Origin of the sequence: Petralouisia muris (assembly GCF_004793545.1) — a bacterium.
Lineage (GTDB): Bacteria > Bacillota > Clostridia > Lachnospirales > Lachnospiraceae > Petralouisia > Petralouisia muris.
Genome location: NZ_SRYA01000018.1, coordinates 1 through 18,939, shown reverse-complemented (window position 1 = coordinate 18,939; position 18,939 = coordinate 1). Strand labels below are relative to the sequence as shown.

The following is an 18,939-nucleotide window of genomic DNA, read 5'->3' as shown; positions in this document are numbered from 1 at the left end:
TTTCTACAATTCTTCGAACAGCACCTCAATATAATCCGTCATATCCGCTTTGGTCAATCCTGCCTTTTTCCACTCTGCTGCCAGCTTTCCCAGTTCCTCCTCCAGCATCTGCACCTTTTTTTCTTTTAGCATATTCATATTCTGCTTCGTAACGTAGAATCCTTTGCCTTTTACTGAATAAATCAGGCCTTCTTTCTCCAGTTCTTCATAAGCCCGTTTTGTGGTAATCACGCTGATCTGCAGATCCTTCGCCAGAGAACGTATGGAAGGCAGCATTTCCCCCTCCTGTATCTCCCTGGCTATCACTGCATCCTTTATTTGCCGGATAATCTGCTCATATATGGCAAGATTGCTGGTATTAGAAATCAAAATTTTCATCTGCGCCCTCTTTCAAATTTCGTCATAATATACATCTGCACACCCAAATTTCCAGTACAGATATCCTAAGGTAAATATATTTACCCCATAATCTGCCGCCGAAAGAATCCAGTCTAACACATTCCAGGAATCCCAAAACACGATAAAATTCAATAAGCAGCCCACCACTACCAGAAGAATGACCGCATTGGACAACTGATAAATCTTGTGTCCTGTCTGCTGGCTCTCTTTTACCGGCTTAATGGCGGCAATGGCATAAATGCTCATGGCTCCGCTGAAAGGAATTGCTTTTAAAAAGAAATTCCTCCAAAAAAAATCGGGATTCTGCTTCATACAGGCAAGAAACAACGTGATCACTCCCAAAATCAGCAAAAATATCCATGCCATCCTTCGTATCTGTATGGCGGCAAATTCTTTTCTTGTGACAGGAAGCAGATATAAAAGCTTGTTATTTTCCAGAGTCACCAGCATCGCAAGTCCCATTGCCACCCACATCAAGGCGGCAGCCAGGACAAATGGTTCCGGCTCCTCTCCGGTAACTTCACCAAAACCCCAGATGATTCCTATCAGAAACAACAAAAGTCCAAGCTTTCCCCTGGTCGTATAAAAGGACGCCCGCAGCTCTATCAGCATTTCCTGTCCGGTATTCAGAAATTTTCCCGGGGTAAAATTTTTCAATTCTGAAAAGCTCCCGGCCTTTCCGATTCTGTTTTCTTTTGTTTCCCTTCTGTTTTCTTCCCTTTCTACCCTGTTCTCTTCTGCTTTTTCTCCTCTTTCTCCCCTGTTCTCTTCTGTTTTTTCTTCTCCTTCTATCCTGTTCTCTTCTATTTTTTCTTCTCTTTCTACCCTGTTCTCTTCCATTTTCTTCCCCGTCCCTTCACATTCCGCCTATTTAAAATTTTCCATCCAGATACTCCATCAATTGTGCCAATGTGGGCCGTGACTCACTGACCTCCACCCACAATTCCCTGCCATCCTCCTGAAACAATCCTTCCTCGTAATGCTCCATTTTTCGTCTGCCAACCAGACGCTTCTGCAGATAGTCCATCTGGACTTTGCTTCCTCTTACAATCCGGTACTGTTTCTCCAACTGAGGCATGGTAAGGGAAAATATCTGTCTTCCCTGAGACAGCAAAGTTACTGCATCTGCGTACTGCTCCAGTTCTTCCGTCAAATGTGTGGCAAACAAAATGCTGCACTCGTCATCCAGTATATCGTAAAGCATATTCATCCATTCTCTGCGAAACACCGGATCCAGACCTGCCTCCGGCTCATCCATTAGAATCAGCCGCGGGTGATGCGCCAATGCAAAAGCAAGCTGGAATTTCATGTAATTTCCTTTGGATAATTTTCTGACATTTTGCCGAATATCCACCTCAAATTTCCTGCAACAGCATAAAAAATCATTTTGGGAATAATTTTCGTAATATTTACCATATACTCTGGCTGCGTATTTCACAGAAAGATCCAGCCGAAAATAATCATCATCAAAAATGAGCCCCATCTTCTGTCTGCAGCGTCCGGGTTCCTCTTTCATGCTGATCCCTTCCAGCCATACCTCTCCCTGGCTGATACGGGAAAGTCCGCACAGCATATGAAACAGCGTTGTCTTGCCTGCCCCGTTTCTTCCAATCACTCCCATAAAGGTTCCAGGCTCCAGCTCAAGATTTACATCCCGCAGCCAAAATGTACTTCCCCGTTCCGCTCCTGCATGTTCTATCCGCAGCAACGGCTGAATTTGCTCCGATTCCGTCTGTTTCCATTTCATCTGTTTTCACGCATCCTTTCCATTATTCACTTTCCTTTTACGCGCAAAAGACCTGTGTATATACTGTATATATTAATATATACAGTATATACACAGGTCTGTCAAGTACTTTTCAGAAAATAACTTTTCAGAAATACCGCCTTCCAGATACATGCACAGCTATTATTTTATTTTTTGAAATAACCTTCTGGCGTTTTCTCTGGCAGCTTCTTCCACCGCCTCCTGGGTAATTCCCCTGAGTTCTGCAATCTCCTTTGCCACATAGGGCAGATTCAAAGACGTGTTCCGCCTTCCACGTTCCGGCTCCGGCGCCAGATAGGGACAATCTGTTTCCAGCAAAATCCTCTCCAAAGGAATCTGCGCTGCCACTTCTTTTAATTTCCTGGCATTTTTAAAGGTCACCACGCCGCCGATTCCAATATAATATCCCATCTTAATATATTCCTCTGCCATTTCCAGGGAATAAGAAAAGCAATGAATCACTCCCGGAATCTCATCACCGTGGATGCCCTGCACCAGCTTCAGGGTGTCCTTTGCTGCATCCCTGGAATGAATAATCACTGGAAGCCCTTCTTCCCTGGCAAGCTCCATTTGTCTGCAAAACCAGTAACGCTGGCTACGCTTTACTTCTTCGTCTTTATCCCAGTAATAATCCAGACCGATTTCCCCTATGGCGACTGTTTTGGGCAGCCTGCTTTTTTCCTGCAGCCATTCATAGACTTCCTCGTTCAGATCAGAGATATCACTGGGATGAATTCCTACAGCGCCATAAATAAAATCATACTCTTCTGTCAGGGCAATGGTTTTTTTTGCTCCCTCCAAATCAGAGCTCACATTTACAATCGTCTCAATCCCCTGCTCCTGCATGGCGGACAGCAGTTCTTTTCTGTCACTGTCAAACCTTCTGTCATCATAGTGGGCATGGCTTTCAAAAATCATAATATCACACTTTCTGCACTATCCTCATTTTTATGTATCAGACAGATACTGTTTTTCCTTTTCTTCTTCACATGATACAGGGCCTTATCCGCCCCGTAAAGATAATCCCACATACGGTTTTGATGTTTGGGAATGCTGTTTTGAATTCCCTGGGTAACTGTCACATATTCTGAAACTTTAGAGCCTTTATTCTCCAGCTTCAAGTCCAGAACTCTCTTCCTGAGCTCCTGAGCCAGCTTTAAAATCTCTTCATCCGTTTTCCCATAGTAAATTACGATAAACTCATCTCCGCCGTACCGGGCGCAAAAAATATTTTCATCCCGCTGCATAAATTCACTCAGGATTTTCCCAACCTCCTTTAAGCAGTCGTCTCCTGCCTGATGCCCGTAAGTATCATTATATTCTTTAAAAAAATCCACGTCAAAAATCTCAATAGAAAGCAAGTCCCCGCGGTCTCTTGCCCGATCAAAAATCTTTCCGGCAAAATCATTCAGCTTATACCGGTTCGCCAATCCCGTTAAGGCGTCTTTCTCGGAACGTTCCTGTAAAATTTTTTTCTCTTTTATCAGCTCTTTTTCTTTTTCCTTGGCCCTTTCCAGACTGAAACGAAGCTCGGTTGCCCGGTGAATCACGCTCACCCCTTCTTCTTTTAAGCATTTTCCTTCCTCATAAAGCTTCGCGCAGACTTCCAGATAATGAGCCCTCTCCTGAACTGCTTGATAATATTCTGCCTGACGGCGCAGCAGCTCTATCTTTAAATTGGTAATTCCAGATTCTTCTGTCATGCGCTCCAGCTTCGGAAATACTTTTTTCAGTTCCTGGTATTTTCCCATTTCCAAAAGGAAATCCAGAAAATCAAAAACTTCTTCACGGCTGTCTAAAAACGTCTGAAAGGATTCCAGATTTCGTGCAATGTTTTCAAGATACTGATCTCTTTCCTGCTGCCGCTCCTGCTCCTGACGGATTCTGGCAAAAAGTACCTGAATCATAAAGTAATCAGAAGCTTCCCCTGCGCCTGCCTGACGGATTTTTTCTTCATATTCCATAGCCTGTTTCAGATTATTCTGAAACAGGCTGCATCTTCCTAAAGAAGCGTATACAATGGTCAGGTTTCCAATGCCAAAGTAATCTTCTCTGTAATCCCAAAATGTATCTGCCGCTTTCTTCAGATAATGAACCGCCGCGCCATACTCACCCAGAGCCATATACAGTCTCCCCACATTACTGTTTACAAGGGCTGTTTCATAAGGATAATCGTATTTTTTCCCATAAGCCAAAGCTGTAATGTACTGATCCAGGGCTACTGCTGTATTTCCTCTGTTTACGGCGTCAATTCCCATCAGATTATGGGATCTCACCAGCATTCTCCATTGGGATGCTTCTCGTTGGTTTACAATGCCTTCCGTTAAGCTGGCAATCATATTCTGATGATCGTTCAAACGGAAATACCCCTCTGCCAGATAATAACAGGCAAAGCCCAGAAGATAGGAATCCTCTCTCTCTTTTCCTATCTTGATAAGCCTTCTGCAATTCTCCATATATGTCCCATCTCTTTTGCTGCGGCAATCCATAATCTCATTTACCAGTTTCTGGATCTCTCCATCATAACCTGTAAAATCCATTCTTTTCCTCCATCCCTGTATCCTTCTTCCCGAAAACCTCTGTCCCTATATTCAGCATAAACGGCCTCTAAACTGCGGAATACGACCAGCAGAAAACATTTTCAGCAGATTTCCGCTCCGGAAGGCATATTCTTTTCCGGCGCCACCAATGCCAGTTCACCGTTTTCATCTTCTGCACATAAGAGCATTCCTTCAGACAATACTCCCGCCAGCTTTGCAGGTTTTAGATTTACCAGTACCATCACCTTTTTTCCTACCATTTCTTCCGGCGTGTAGTATTTCCGAATTCCCGACACAATCTGTTTTATTTGGCTTCCAATCCGTACCTGGGAGCAAAGAAGCTTTTTGGATTTGGCAACGGCTTCACAGGCAATGATTTCCCCTACCTGAAACTGCATTTTCATAAAATCATCATATTCAATCTCTGCTTTCGGTTCCAGATCAATCCCTGCTTCCACCGGCTCATTTTCTTCCTCCGGTTCCGGATGCAGTTCTTCTACTTTTGCAAATACATCCTCTAATTTCATCCGCTCAAAGAGAATTTCCGGCTGTGCAGTTACTTTCGTCCCGCTTCCGTAATGACCAAAGCTGTTCAGTTCATCAAACGGAACCTCAAATGCATTCAGCTGTGACAGAATTTTCTCCGAAGTTTTCGGCATAAAGCTCTTTAACAGACTGGCCCCTATAGCAATGCTTTCCACCAGATTGTACAAAACGGTTGCAAGACGGGGCTTAGAAGCCTCTTCCTTCGCCAGAATCCATGGCGTTGTCTCATCAATATATTTATTGCAGCGTTTAAACAGATTAAAGATCTCTGTCAGGGCGTCCGCTACCCGAAACTCATCCATTTTGGCGGATACGGTCTTTACTGTGCCTGTCACCACACGCTTTAAGTCATCGTCCACATCTTCCGCCACATTTTCATTGGTTACTACGCCGTCAAAATATTTATTGCTCATGGAAATGGTACGGTTCACCAAATTTCCAAGGGTGTTAGCCAAATCAGAATTGCGGCGTTCTGTTACCAGCTCCCAGGAAATTACGCCGTCATTTTCGAAGGGCATTTCATGAAGCAGGAAATAGCGTATGGCGTCTACCCCAAATACCTCAGTCATTTCGTCTGCATACAGCACATTTCCCTTGGATTTGCTCATTTTGCCGTCACCCTGAAGCAGCCAGGGATGTCCAAAAATCTGTTTCGGCAAAGGCAGGTCAAGAGCCATCAGAAAAATCGGCCAGTAAATGGTATGGAACCGGATAATATCTTTTCCAATCAGATGCAATTCTGCCGGCCAGTTCTTTTGGAATAATTCACTGGAATTCCCTTCTGCGTCGTACCCGATTTTGGTAATATAGTTGCTCAAAGCATCCAGCCATACATATATCACATGCTTCGGATCGAAATCCACTGGAATTCCCCAACTGAATGAGGTTCTGGATACACACAGATCCTGAAGCCCCGGCAGCAGAAAATTATTCATCATTTCATTTTTCCGGGATACCGGCTGAATAAAATCCGGATGGGCGTTGATATGCTCAATCAGCCGCTCTGCATATTTGCTCATTTTAAAGAAATAAGCCTCTTCCCTGGCCGGCTGAACTTCTCCGCCGCAGTCAGGACATTTGCCGTCCACCAATTGAGATTCTGTCCAGAAGGATTCACAGGGCGTACAATACAGTCCTTCATAAGCCCCTTTGTAAATATCCCCCTGATCGTATAACTTTTTAAAAATCTTTGCCACCTGTTCTTCATGATCTTTATCTGTCGTCCGCACAAAGCTGTCATAAGAAGAATTCATCAAATCCCAGATATCCTTCACTTTCCCGGCAACCTTGTCCACATATTCTTTGGGAGTAATTCCCGCCTCTTCTGCTTTAATCTGAATCTTCTGTCCATGCTCGTCCGTTCCGGTCTGAAAATAGACGTCATATCCTTCCTGCCGTTTAAATCGGGCAATGCTGTCCGCCAATACAATCTCATAGGTATTTCCAATATGAGGTTTTCCTGAGGTATAGGCAATTGCTGTTGTCATATAAAATTTTCCTTTACTGCATTTTGTACACATAATCTATGCCTCCTTTTAACAAAGACTACCATAGAAAAGCCGGAAAGTCAAAAAAAATGAGCTTCTACCGTTCAAATCCATGCATCCAGTCTGCTTTTACAAAATATATGAAAAAAATAATGGAACTGAGGCTCCAGGTCAGCGGATACGCCCAGAATACCGTGCCGATGACGGGAACAATCTTCACCGCCACCGTAATATAGCTAATCCGGATCATGCACCAGCACACCAGCATGACTGCCATAGGCACCATAGACTTCCCGGCTCCCCGGAAAATTCCTGCCAGACAATGGGAAAACGCCAGCAGAAAATAAAACAGCGTCACTGTTCTTGCCTGTGTGGTTCCGTACAGAACCACTTCCGGATTCGTGTCAAAAGCCCGGATCAGAGACGGAATAAAAATATAAATAAAAATTCCTACCAGTTCCGCCGTAACAATGGAACAGATAATCCCGAATCTGGCCCCTTTTTTCACCCTTTCATACTCTCTGGCTCCCAGATTCTGACTGATAAAGGTGGTCATGGCAAGGGTAAAACAGGTGATGGGCAGAAAACCAAAGCCTTCAATTTTGGAATATGCTCCGCAGCCTGCTACGGCTGTCATGCCAAATACATTGATATTGGACTGAACCACCACATTTGCCAGGGCAATGATGGAATTTTGCACTCCCGCCGGCAGGCCGTTGGAAATAATCTGGCGCATCATACTGCGGTCAAACCGGATGTTCCTCAGCTCGATCCGGTATTCTTCTTCTGTTTTCATCAGACGCGCCAGACATAAGAAAGCGCTGACAAGCTGTGAAATGGCAGTTGCCAAAGCTGCTGCGCCTACCCCCATTCCCAACCCGGCAATGAACAATAAGTCCAATATTACATTTGTGACAGAAGAAATAATCAGATAGATCAGCGGATGTCTGCTGTCACCCACGGACTGAAGAATCCCTACAAACACATTATACATCACAAATCCCAGGGAACCTGCAAAGTAAATCCTGAAATACAAGACAGAATTAGGGAACACCGTTTCCGGCGTTCCCATCCATCTCAATATCTGCGGCGTAATCAACACTCCGGCCAGCGTCAGAATCACGCCCGCTGCAAGTCCAAAAGCAACCAGCGTATGCACCGCCCTGGAAACCGCTTCCTTACTTCTGGCTCCATAATAACGGGCAATTACAACTCCGGCGCCCATGGCAATTCCGCTGAAAAATCCTACCATCAGAAAAATCAGATTGCCGGAAGAGCTGACTGCCGCAAGGGCGTCACTGCCCACAAAATTTCCTACGATCAGGGAATCGGCTGTATTATATAACTGCTGAAACAAATTCCCCAGAAAAATCGGAACGGCAAAGGCAATAATCTTTTTCCAGATACTCCCCTCCGTCAGCAGCGTAGATTCATGGTTCTGCATGCCTTTACACCAATTTAATCTTACAGGAGCCTCTCATTTTCAGCGGACATTCATAAGAGCTCTCAGAACCGTTAGCAGCTATGTAGGAAATCGGGCACTTCCGGCAATCCCCTATCGTAAACTCTCCTAACACTTCAAATTCCAGAATTGCTTTCTTTTTCCCATCGGGAGAAGACTCCTGATTAATATTTTTCCAGCTTAAAATCTGGTTACAGCCTGCACACTTATCCATTCCCAAAGATACCATCCTGCCGCAGGTAGGACAGGAATAATACATCTGGTTCATGGAACCTTTCTGCTCCACCACCTCCGCCGGAAATTGTCTGATTAATTGCGCTTTAATATCATCACTATGCATAAGAATCCTCCTTTTTCATTGCTGTTCCATATAATTCTTTATTCGATATACCCTAAAAATATGTTTCCCGCCTCTTCGAACATGGCGTTGCTGTCCTGGCGTCCCATTTTCCGCACCACATTCAGTTCCGGCTGATAAAGCAGAATATTATGTTCATCATATCCCACAATCAGCAAAGCCTCATTATTTACCATGGCAAATACCGGCATATTCAGATTGATATAATATAATACCTGCTCCACACTGCAGCCAGTCAGATCCATTACTTTTCTTCCATTTAACGCTTCCGTCAAAATCTGTTTGGGCGTCTCTCCCCGGGCAATCAGGTCATCCACGTCAATATTGATTTCCTCTGTCCGCAGCAGATAAGTCAGGCAGCGCGAAGCCGAGCTTTCACTTACTCCTGCAATATCCACTTCTCCTGCCCCAATCATGGGCTGAACGCTCTTTCTGCCCCGGCGCCAGATGTATTTTTGTTCCTGCCCTATCACAACCCCCATATTCTGATCGGCCAGAACAATAGCTTCAGTCAGGGACGACGTAGACAGCAGTATTCTTCCGCCGCTGTAAACACAATAATTCTCATGTCCTTTCCCTGTATCCAATTTCACATTTCGTTTCTCTGTTAAAGCGATTTCTTTGGGCACAGTTATCTGCAGCCGCTTTGCAGATTCCATTTTGCCGTCTCCCAGAACAATCTGAACCTGACTCTGCTTCTTCTCTGACTGAGAAGTCTCGATTGCTATTTTTCGGGAAGATTCTATCTGCTGGTTCTTAATGGTATCCTGCTCCACGCTCTCATAACCGGCTTCTGTTCGGATTTCCCGATCCAGAAAAATCGTATCCCGATCCACATATGCCTTTGACACATAAAAACCCTCTTTCTGGTAGTCCTTTACCGCCTGAGAATCCTTGTCTACAATGGTCACTCTGTACATTGGGAACCTGGTATTTCCTGCCGCATCTGTTATTACATCTTCCGCCCTTGCCAAACCATAGACAAAATCGCTTTCCACAAACCCGATAGGTCTTAAAAATTCATCTCCGCCGCCGTTTATGGTGCGGGTCTCCTCCTCTTCCAGATCCATAATTTTCAATGCTTCTGCCCTGTCTGCATCCTCTCCTTCCTGCCACGCAATATACCTTCCATCCTCTGATACAGCAAATCTTCCCGGGTTCAGCCCTTCAATCACCCGCTGGGTTTCTCTGACATCCAAATCAATCCGATATAGCACATCTTCTGCCAGAAGATAAAAGACATTCCCATCACTTACATAAAACAGCTTCCCCCACTCCGCTTTCAGCATCTCACTGGACTTGTCATAAGGTATAAACAATATTTCCTCAATGGTATTTCCTACACTGTCATAGTGAAATACATTGATTCCTGTCTGCCCCTCATGATTCCCCCGATTCATGTAACCATAAACCACAAAGTCCATGCTCCCCGGCTCATCTATTTTCATGATCTGAATCTGATGCCCCATATGATTCTCCCTGTCGGATATTCCTTCGGGGCTGCGGAAACTGTATATCTGAGAAAGGTGGTTATTATCACTGTTATAGCTCCACAGCTCTCCTTCCTGCACAAATGCTATGATATTTCCTTTTTCATTTGCCGTATATTCCACATCTGAGGAACGAACCCCCAGCATCAGCCGGTTTCTGGTCACTGTCCCGTTTTCTCCCCGGAAAATCTGATTCATGGTCCGCTCATAATTTAACAGATACATACGGCCGATTGCCTGATCGTAGCGGACGCGATAGTATTCCTCCACATTGTAATATTCCACCTCACCGTTTTCTCCGGCGGAGGTCAGCACATACTGGAGCACAATTGCATTGTAGGAGTCTCCCATTTCTTTAATCGAGGGCACCGGCATTTCCAGACGTTCCCCCTCAAAATCTGCCCAGTTCACCTGCCGCAGACTGGAATGGATGGTTACCTTCTGCAATGTGGCGTTATCACTCATATTGTCCGGTTCCAGATAAGTTGCAAGGCTTTCTGAATTCTCCTTCTCAAAGGTCTGTTCATGAAAATCACTGACAAATTCCAGAGACTCTGCAACAAAATAATTACTTTCCCTTGCAATTCTCGTATAATAATAAGCCTGCTTGCCAGAATATTGGACGGTAAGCACCAATACATATTCTGTCTCTTCTTCCAGAATATTCTGAAATTGCAGGGTAAACTCCACTTCGCCGTTCGTCTTTGAGAAATCCTCTTCTTTTCCATTTTCAATCAGCCGTTCCATATCCATGGTACGCACTTCATAGTTCACTTCTTCGATTTCATTTTCATAGGTTTTTATCACAACCGGAAGGGACAAATCTTTCTCCAGAGGAGTAATGGTGTCACGCATCCCTGTTCCATCCATTTCCGAAGTGTAGCCATACAGCCTGTTGATTCTGGCGTCTCCCTGCTGCAGATACACAACCGGAAGGGTAGCCGGAGCCATTTCCGAGGTCATATCTGTATTATTTTTATAACTGAACAGTCCGGTGGCTGCCACTGTAATCAAAAAAACAGCCAGCAGCACAACTGCCTTTATTACGCCTTTACGCATTCTGTCTCTCTTCCTTTCCAGATTCCCCCGCCTTCTTTTCTTCCTGCAGCGCAGCCAACGTGGGCCTTACATGCAGAAATTCCATAACCTGCTCAATTCTGCGGCTGTCTTTCGCTCTGCCCTTTTTCACTGCACGGATCAATATATTCTTAGGCGTATGCTCCATATCAATAAATTCCAGTATCTGCACCTGATATCCCCTGCTTTCCAGAATTCCCGCCCGCAGCGCATCCGTCAAAAGAGCCGCCATCCGTTCCTTAATCAATCCATATCCAAGCACCGGCGACAGCAGTTCATTTTCTATCTGCCCATTCAGCTCATGCTGACAGCAGGGCACTGATAAAATTACTTTTGCGCCCCAGCCGATTGCTTTATCCAGCGCATAGTCCGTAGCCGTATCGCAGGCATGGAGGGTCACCACCATATCCACCTGCTGAACCCCTTCATATCCGGCAATATCTCCTACATAAAATTCAAGTCTGTCATATCCGTATTTTTCCGCCAGCCTGCTGCATTCTGCGATCACATCCTCTTTCAAATCCAGACCAATGATATGCACCTGATATCCTTTTAACTCTTTCAGGTAATGATACATGGCAAAGGTAAGGTACGATTTGCCGCATCCAAAATCTAAGATTGTCACTTCCCGGTCTTTGGGAAGCTCTGGGAGAATATCCTCAATAAATTCCAGAAACCGATTAATCTGACGGAATTTGTCATATTTCGCGTTGATAATTTTCCCATCCCTGGACTGAACGCCCAGATCCATCAAAAAACCCGTTGGCAAAGAAGGATCTAAAATATAACGTTTCTTTCTATTATGGGATAAATCCACGTCTTTTACACTGGGAGCGCAGGCTTTTTCTTTCATAGTAACTCTGCCCCTCTTGCTGATAAGAACCACAGCCTGTCCCTGGTTGGAGGAAATCTCAAGCTGACGGTATTTTTCCATCCAGTTGGCAATCTCTGCCGCCGCTTCTTCTTTTGTGTAATTTTTGTGGAATACTTTCTTCTCAAAATATTTGCTTGCCTGAAAAGACAAAGCACTTTTCACCAATACCGGACGTATGATGATTTTGGAGGCGATTTCCCCATTTCTTGGATTGCTGATTATCATGCGCTGAAGCTGCTCATTTAAATATTTATCTAAAAATTGATGTAAATCCTTCATAGGCTGGCCTTTCTTTTCTTAGGCACAGGATATCTTTTCCATCTGTATGGCAACAGAATAAATCACTGTACCAGAGCATGCCGATTAGAGTTTCCATATGTCTTAAGACATAACTTCCCACTCATTCTATCACAAAATATTCAAGAAGTCACTTGCTTTCACGGATTAATCCAAAATTCAAAAACCCCCTGCAAAACTTTTTCTTTCCAGCTTTGCAGGAAGTTCCTTTTTCTTCAGACATCTGCCCCTTTGGGGCAGTCTTTATCTTGCGTTACCACCAGCGGCGGCAGCGTTTGTGACGGCATCTTCTCTGATACATTTCATTAAACAAAAGCACCTCAATCAGATTCTGCAGCCCATTGCCCTGAGGGGGGCTTCCTGGAGGAGGCCCCCAACCTGGTCCTGGAGGAGGAGGCCCCCAACCTGGCTTCGGGGGAGGAGGCGGTCCCCAGCCTGGCCCCTGAGGCCTTCTCTGTTCAACCATATTTCCTGCCAATGGAATTTCTTCTGCACTCAAACCTGATTCTTCCTTCGGAAGCTCTTCCGCCATTTCTCCTGTCTCTTCAGAATATCCAGCCTCATACTGCTCCTGTCCATACTGCCCCGGTTGATACTGCTTTGGCTCATACTGCTCTGCTTCATAGGGGCTTGCTTCAAACCCCTGGACACTCTGAATATTCATCTGTCCGCCGGTTGCACCGTCATAAATACGGTTTACAATCTGTCTCAGCATCAGTTTATCGGGATATTCATCAAACATCAGGCTGCCTTCATATTCCATTTTATCGCATTCTTCTTCCACCAATGCCTGAATGGACTTCACTTCTTTGGGATATAAGTCTTTTAATTTCTGCATATCCCGCTCGTATTCCATTTCTTCCAGAAATACGTTCTGCATGGGATACGCCATATAAAAAGGCATTTTGTTCCTATTCCGGTCCGGCATCCGGTAAAACATTTCCTGTTTATAATCCACTGCTTTACTCCCATTTTTTCTCTCCCTATACTATATGCCCTGTTTTCGGTAATGCTACACCTTTTAAACAGTTCAGACCATGCCGTTCCCATTCTCTTTTCCCCTGCATTGGTAATGCTACACCTTTTAAACAGTTCAGACTATGCCGCTCCCAGATTCCCTTTCCTTCACCGTAAGCAAAAACAATGCCGCTGTCAATTCATAGGGCTGCCGTGCCAGCAGATTCAGCTGCTCCTTGAGATCAATTTCCCCTGCCTGATACCCATAATACATGCAGGCCGTCACAGAATCACTGCCTGTCCGCTGCTTTAACTCCGCCAGCGCGGATGTAAGCTCCCGCCCCTTTCTTCCATGGAATAAGGAAATATCCGGATAAGGCTCCTTTCCCTCAAGCCTTCCAAAAATTTCCCCAATAAATTCCGGCAAATGCCAGGGATGTTCCTCAGAAAGACCGAAAATCTTTCCGCAGATTTCCGCTCCACCGAGAAAATAATCTTCTTTTGTATAAGCATCCGGCTTTTTCCTGATATGCTCTTCAATATTTCCGGAAATTTTTTTGCTGTCTGAAGGCTTCACGAACCGATTGAAAATGCCTTCCGTCAAATAGGATTCCGTTCTGGCCACCCTGCTGACAAACGCCTGGATCACTTCCTGATAATCCAGCAGCTCCTCCGGATAAAATGTATAATTCTTTCCCGCCATTTTTCCAAAGGCTTTCAGCGCATCCCAATATCCCAGCTGGATATTATCCTCAATCACCTTTCTGTCAAAGTTCAGAATCGTTCCCAGGGAACGACTTGGAATAACGCAGGTAACATAAGGCTTGCCCACATAGGCCGGATGGCTGGGAGAAGTATGTAAATCCACAGCAATCACCTCATCCGCTCCCATTTTCAAGGCCAGATCTATGGGAAGATTGTCATAATAGCATCCGTCCAGATAAGTTTCTCCGTCAATCTTATGCATGGGAAAAATAGGAAAAATAGAAGCGGAGGCCATGATAAAATCTTTTAATTTTCCCTGAGGAATCTCATTTTTCCGGAGCTCCAGAGCCTTCATGGAAGACACCTGAACCGTCACCAGACCGTAATCCGTTCGAGAGGCCCTCACCTTCTCTTCATCCACCATCCTGTCAATAAATTCAATAAACGGAGAGATATCCGCCCCTTTATTTTTCACGTACTTTTTCAAAAAAGGCCGGATGGACTCTCTCTGATTGTACATTCCCTCAATGGTTGTGGTAAGATTCAATCCTTCTGTCATTACATCCTCTAACCGAATCGTCCTCCACAGTTCACGTGCCTTATCGTAATCCCCGGAAGCCATCAATGCCCCGTTAATAGCTCCAATTGAGGTGCCTGTCACAATATGATATTCTATGCCAAGCTCCCGTAACGCTCTCCATACACCCAGTTCATAGGCTCCCTTCGTGCCTCCGCCGCAAAGCGCAATTGCTCTTTTCATCCAGTTTCCTCCTATCGATAAATCTACTGGTACTCCTTTGGAACCTGCTCAATGGTCTGCCATTTTTCCATTGCCTCAGAAAGTGACATTCCCTTCCCAATAGCATCCTTGCGCACTGCATTGACCGCCTGGATTTCTTTCATCCGCGCTCCGGTGAGGGTGTAGCCCTTCATGGCAATTAAAGTAGCAATCCAGGCCAGCATGGGGATTACACAGAAGAGAACCAGAACAACTATATGCATTCCATCTGCATACGGCGTATTGCCGTCCGGCAGGGTGCTGATTCCAATCATCGCCACAGCCATGCCGACAATTGTGGAACCTAAGGAGCTTACCAGCTTATCCACCAGGGAAAACAGCGTTCCCATAATCCCTGGGATATAACGGCCGGAACGATAGGTTTCATAATCAGAGCAGTCGGCCACCATGGGAATCGGCATATCTGCCGTTGCATAATACGCCCCATATCCGACGCCGAAAAAGAGAACAAACAGCACCGTGTAAATATTCAGCGGCATAAGGCTCAGACGGAAAACCTCTGCTCCCGGCTTCCAGAGGAGCAGCAATGCCAGAACCCCCACATACATCACCAGGGCGATCCTCGTGTAGCGCACCAACGATGCCTTTTGCCCCAGCTTCTGAGAGGTCCGCACGGTAAGCAGGAAGAAAGGCGCTGAAAAAACATAACCTACAATCATCATAGGCAGATAAAGCCCTCCATAATTGCCCATCATGGCCCCGTACAGCATACACAGAACCGTCATATTCGTTGCAATAGAAAATGCCAGCTTACATCCGGCGCCGGCTACCATTAACCGCTGCAGCTCTTTGTTTGCCTTTAATATAGCCACATATTCCTTTAACTGCACCTTCTCCTGCGTTCCTCCCACACCGAAAAATTCCGGCCTGTCTTTCTCCCAGATTCCGATAACCGCAAGCAAAGTCAGAGCAGCCGATACTCCGATTGCCAGAGGAATCATAAAATTAAAAAATGCTGCGCTGTTATAACCTCCAAGCTTCTCGCTTAACACCGGCGCCAAAAACTGCACCAGTCCCATGCCGATCAGGCTTGCCACCGTATTAAATACCGTAAACAGCGGACGCTGGTTGGGATCGTTGGTCAGACAAGTCTGTCCGGAACGGGTGCATGCAGTCTGAAACGTGTAGCCGACCACATATAATGCATAAAAAAGAACGAAGCACACATAACGCAGCCACACCATATCAGCCGAAATCACCCGGGTTCCGAAATACAGCAGAAGGGAAGAGAGAATCATAATCCCGTTTCCCAGCACCATATAGGGGCGAAATTTTCCGAATTTTGTAGAAGTCCGGTCAATCAGGGCTCCGATGATGGGATCTGTCACTGCGTCAAACAGACGCATCACTGTTACCATTGTGGTGGCAAACATCAAGAGCAGACCCAGAACCCCGTTGGCGTAGTAGGCGATAAAATTCATCGTAAGAATATAATATACATTGGTTGCCCCGTTATTCATGGGGAATAACACCAGTTGATACAGCTTTGCCCGGTTTGTTGTATTCAAAGTCCCAGACTCTTGTTTCATAGGAACCACCCTTTCCTTTCACCTGGGCGAAACAGCATTTTTATACTGTTTCGCCCTGCCAGGTTTATTTTCCGGCATGCTTTGCCTTGTAATCCTGATATTTTTTATATGCTTCCGTCTGCTTAAAATCACGTTTCTTTCCAATCCACAGCGCCAGCGACCAGAGGAACAGCACACTGAAGGCAATGGCTCCTGTCCGGAAGGAAGTGACAATTGCAATATCCTTGATCTTCACTTTTGTTTCCGGCCCCACTCCATTCATACCTGCAGAATTGGCAATAGAATACAGATTCTGGTGGCATGCATTGCGCATAGCCGTTACGATAACAGGATCTTTCTCGTATTTCGGAAGCTGATTCGTCACATGGGGGAGCATAGCGTCATAGGTGGATATGCCGCCTGCCATCATGCCATCCACTCCATTTACATAAGTAGTCAGCACATTATCTGTAATAATCAGGCCCTTCTTTCCCCATTCCTCACGGAGAATATGATTCATAAGCCCCCGGTTTCCTCCAGACCAGATTGCGCCCCATCTGGTATAAGCGATCATCAGTCCGGCTTCTGATTCTTCCACCGGCGCCTGGAATGCTTTCAAATAAATTTCTCTTGCCGCCTGCTCATTCAGCCATACTCCAAGGCCGATTCGATCCTGCTCGCAGTCATTCAGAGCAAAATGCTTCATTACCACAAAAATACCCTTATCTGCCATAGCACGTATTTCTTCCTTGGACATTTCTCCGGAAAGGAATGCATCCTCCGAATAATATTCAAAATTCCGGCCGCCGTAAGGGGTTCTGTGAATATTATTTCCCGGGCCGTAGAGACATGCAATATCTGCTGCCAGACAGTTATTTCCAATGACCTTGCCGATTTCATACATGAGTTCCATATTAAATGTAGCCGCCATTACGTCTTCTGAAGTAAATGCAGTTGCTGTCAGCGAAGATTTTCCTTCATTATCTCCTGCTTTAAATAAGGATGCCGTCAATCCCTGGGGCCCGTTTTCATCACGGGTAGCCGGAGCCTCTATGGATTTCACCGGCATAGTCCAGTGGAAGGAGTCTCCGATTAGAGAAACCATTTCATCAAAGGACATCTGATCCAGCAGCGCTTCCCACTTGGGATCTTCATAATCCAGACCTATCATATCATACAGCTTTAATCCATTTTTCGCATTCAGAGTCGGCATATCCACCGGCTCATAATCTGCCGGATCATACTGGACATCCTGCAGCTTTGCCGTCAGTTTTTCCGTCAGAGCAAGTTTCAGCGGTTCTGTGGGGAAGGTGCCTTCCCAGTCATTTCTGGACAAATAGGTTACCTGGGCCCCGTCTAAATCCTCGCTCAAATTAATATCAGAATCCGAGAGCTGATTGGTAATTGCCGTGCCGTTTTCAGAGACTGCATAGGTTTCTGTATCAAATTTATCATTGGTCCACTGATAAGTCAAAGCTTTATCCCCCGCATCATCCATGCGTCCGTCTGTATTTTCTGCCGTAAAATCCCTTGCGGCAAGAATATTGTTCACGGCGTTGTGTGCATTTTTGGCGGCTGTCAGATAATAATCCCCATCGTCTAAAATATAGGTTCCTGCGCCGTATGCGTCATAGGAGGCAAATTCCCTGCGGTCCACATAAATCGTAAGCGTTTCAGAAGCGCCCGGCTCTAACACATCTGTCTTTCCAAATCCGCACAATGCAACCGATGATTTCTCCACGCCGTTGGCTTTGTCGTATTCCGTATAGGGAGACTGGACATAAATCTGAACGGTTTCTTTTCCGGAATAAGTATCTCCAGCGTTGGTGACTGTTACAGACACTTCAAACTGATCTGTTTCTTGGCTGTAAGTGACAGCCATATCACTGTAAACAAAATCCGTATAGCTTAATCCGTATCCAAAGGGATATGCTACCGTATCCTGATAAGCATAATCTCCGGCATTGCCGTTTCCGGTTACATAATCTTCGTACCGTGTTTCATAATACTTATATCCCACATAAATCCCTTCCTGATAGGTCATGTAAGATTTTGCATTATCTGGAATTATCCCTTCTGTATAACCTTCATAGACAATGGGAGTGAAGTTCGCCATTGACGGAGCAGAAAAATTATTGTAACAGTAAGTATCCACAAGCCTTCCGGAGGGAGTCACAATTCCGGCAAGAATTTCTCCCACTGCATCAATTCCGGAAATTCCCACATCGCCGATCCACAGGCAGGCGTCCACATCATAGTCATTCTCTTTCAGAAAATCCACCTGCAGCGGATTTGCCGAATTGATCAGGACAATAATCTTCTTGATGGTTCCATTTTTTTTCATTGAAGAAACATGTTCCATCATTTCCTTTTCATTTTCATCCAGAGCAAGGTAATTTACCTCTTTATAATCTAGTGTACTCTCGGAAACTCGAATCCCTTGTTTTATAAGGCTTCAGAAATTTCCGAAATCTCATTTTCACCTCTATTTTTTACCTTCATTTTGTAACATTTCCGCTTTTATATAACTTCCTGCTCTCTAAAAATAATTCTTATTTTTTCAAAAAACAGGTTGACAAATACCCCGAAATGTGCGGCCGTTTTCGCTGATAATGCCAGCGAAAACGGCCCTTTGTTTTATAAGTAACTGTCCAATTTCACTGATAAAACAA

Annotated in this window: 14 protein-coding genes; all 14 read right to left on the bottom strand. The window is 45.1% G+C overall.

Annotated elements, in window-relative coordinates; all coding sequences use genetic code 11:
• Nucleotides 1-3: 3 nt before the first annotated feature.
• On the bottom strand, nucleotides 4-378 hold the full coding sequence (locus tag E5329_RS10385) for a GntR family transcriptional regulator (protein WP_135989480.1): 375 nt from the start codon (nucleotides 376-378) through the stop codon (nucleotides 4-6).
• A gap of 12 nt (nucleotides 379-390) precedes the next feature.
• Nucleotides 391-1,239, bottom strand: a complete 849-nt coding sequence (locus tag E5329_RS10380; RefSeq protein WP_135989479.1) for a hypothetical protein — start codon at nucleotides 1,237-1,239, stop codon at nucleotides 391-393.
• 31 nt (nucleotides 1,240-1,270) lie between these two features.
• The gene (locus tag E5329_RS10375) at nucleotides 1,271-2,146 is read right to left on the bottom strand and encodes an ABC transporter ATP-binding protein (protein WP_135989478.1); all 876 of its coding nucleotides are present in this window, start codon (nucleotides 2,144-2,146) and stop codon (nucleotides 1,271-1,273) included.
• 162 nt (nucleotides 2,147-2,308) lie between these two features.
• On the bottom strand, nucleotides 2,309-3,085 hold the full coding sequence (locus tag E5329_RS10370) for a TatD family hydrolase (protein WP_135989477.1): 777 nt from the start codon (nucleotides 3,083-3,085) through the stop codon (nucleotides 2,309-2,311).
• Complete coding sequence (locus E5329_RS10365) at nucleotides 3,082-4,707, bottom strand: GGDEF domain-containing protein (RefSeq protein ID WP_135989476.1); 1,626 nt, start codon at nucleotides 4,705-4,707, stop codon at nucleotides 3,082-3,084. Before E5329_RS10365 ends, E5329_RS10370 begins: the two co-directional genes overlap by 4 nt.
• 101 nt (nucleotides 4,708-4,808) lie before the next feature.
• Nucleotides 4,809-6,773 carry a methionine--tRNA ligase gene (gene metG, locus E5329_RS10360; RefSeq protein ID WP_135989475.1) on the bottom strand — a complete coding sequence of 655 codons (1,965 nt, stop codon included), beginning with the start codon at nucleotides 6,771-6,773 and terminating at the stop codon, nucleotides 4,809-4,811.
• A 64-nt stretch (nucleotides 6,774-6,837) separates the two neighbouring features.
• The gene (locus tag E5329_RS10355) at nucleotides 6,838-8,184 is read right to left on the bottom strand and encodes an MATE family efflux transporter (protein WP_135989474.1); all 1,347 of its coding nucleotides are present in this window, start codon (nucleotides 8,182-8,184) and stop codon (nucleotides 6,838-6,840) included.
• A 4-nt stretch (nucleotides 8,185-8,188) separates the two neighbouring features.
• Complete coding sequence (locus tag E5329_RS10350; protein WP_135989473.1) at nucleotides 8,189-8,542, bottom strand: hypothetical protein; 354 nt, start codon at nucleotides 8,540-8,542, stop codon at nucleotides 8,189-8,191.
• A gap of 38 nt (nucleotides 8,543-8,580) precedes the next feature.
• Complete coding sequence (locus E5329_RS10345) at nucleotides 8,581-11,109, bottom strand: hypothetical protein (protein WP_135989472.1); 2,529 nt, start codon at nucleotides 11,107-11,109, stop codon at nucleotides 8,581-8,583.
• A complete protein-coding gene (locus E5329_RS10340; RefSeq protein ID WP_135989471.1) occupies nucleotides 11,102-12,280 on the bottom strand; it encodes a class I SAM-dependent methyltransferase in 1,179 nt (392 codons plus the stop codon). Before E5329_RS10340 ends, E5329_RS10345 begins: the two co-directional genes overlap by 8 nt.
• A gap of 271 nt (nucleotides 12,281-12,551) precedes the next feature.
• Nucleotides 12,552-13,256, bottom strand: coding sequence for a hypothetical protein (locus E5329_RS10335; RefSeq protein ID WP_275443168.1), 705 nt, complete (start codon nucleotides 13,254-13,256; stop codon nucleotides 12,552-12,554).
• 135 nt (nucleotides 13,257-13,391) lie between these two features.
• Nucleotides 13,392-14,720, bottom strand: coding sequence for a patatin-like phospholipase family protein (locus E5329_RS10330; protein WP_135989470.1), 1,329 nt, complete (start codon nucleotides 14,718-14,720; stop codon nucleotides 13,392-13,394).
• 23 nt (nucleotides 14,721-14,743) lie between these two features.
• Nucleotides 14,744-16,288 carry an MFS transporter gene (locus E5329_RS10325; protein WP_135989469.1) on the bottom strand — a complete coding sequence of 515 codons (1,545 nt, stop codon included), beginning with the start codon at nucleotides 16,286-16,288 and terminating at the stop codon, nucleotides 14,744-14,746.
• Between the two features lie 64 nt (nucleotides 16,289-16,352).
• On the bottom strand, nucleotides 16,353-18,704 hold the full coding sequence (locus tag E5329_RS10320; RefSeq protein WP_275443188.1) for a glycoside hydrolase family 3 N-terminal domain-containing protein: 2,352 nt from the start codon (nucleotides 18,702-18,704) through the stop codon (nucleotides 16,353-16,355).
• Nucleotides 18,705-18,939 lie beyond the last annotated feature (235 nt).

What these genes read in the sequence shown, in the direction of transcription:
- E5329_RS10355 (WP_135989474.1), bottom strand. Translation starts at nt 8,184, where the DNA reads ATGCAGAACCATGAATCTACGCTGCTGACGGAGGGGAGTATCTGGAAA.
- E5329_RS10340 (WP_135989471.1), bottom strand. Translation starts at nt 12,280, where the DNA reads ATGAAGGATTTACATCAATTTTTAGATAAATATTTAAATGAGCAGCTT.
- E5329_RS10345 (WP_135989472.1), bottom strand. Translation starts at nt 11,109, where the DNA reads ATGCGTAAAGGCGTAATAAAGGCAGTTGTGCTGCTGGCTGTTTTTTTG.
- E5329_RS10350 (WP_135989473.1), bottom strand. Translation starts at nt 8,542, where the DNA reads ATGCATAGTGATGATATTAAAGCGCAATTAATCAGACAATTTCCGGCG.
- E5329_RS10330 (WP_135989470.1), bottom strand. Translation starts at nt 14,720, where the DNA reads ATGAAAAGAGCAATTGCGCTTTGCGGCGGAGGCACGAAGGGAGCCTAT.
- E5329_RS10370 (WP_135989477.1), bottom strand. Translation starts at nt 3,085, where the DNA reads ATGATTTTTGAAAGCCATGCCCACTATGATGACAGAAGGTTTGACAGT.
- metG (WP_135989475.1), bottom strand. Translation starts at nt 6,773, where the DNA reads ATGTGTACAAAATGCAGTAAAGGAAAATTTTATATGACAACAGCAATT.
- E5329_RS10365 (WP_135989476.1), bottom strand. Translation starts at nt 4,707, where the DNA reads ATGGATTTTACAGGTTATGATGGAGAGATCCAGAAACTGGTAAATGAG.
- E5329_RS10385 (WP_135989480.1), bottom strand. Translation starts at nt 378, where the DNA reads ATGAAAATTTTGATTTCTAATACCAGCAATCTTGCCATATATGAGCAG.
- E5329_RS10325 (WP_135989469.1), bottom strand. Translation starts at nt 16,288, where the DNA reads ATGAAACAAGAGTCTGGGACTTTGAATACAACAAACCGGGCAAAGCTG.
- E5329_RS10380 (WP_135989479.1), bottom strand. Translation starts at nt 1,239, where the DNA reads ATGGAAGAGAACAGGGTAGAAAGAGAAGAAAAAATAGAAGAGAACAGG.
- E5329_RS10375 (WP_135989478.1), bottom strand. Translation starts at nt 2,146, where the DNA reads ATGAAATGGAAACAGACGGAATCGGAGCAAATTCAGCCGTTGCTGCGG.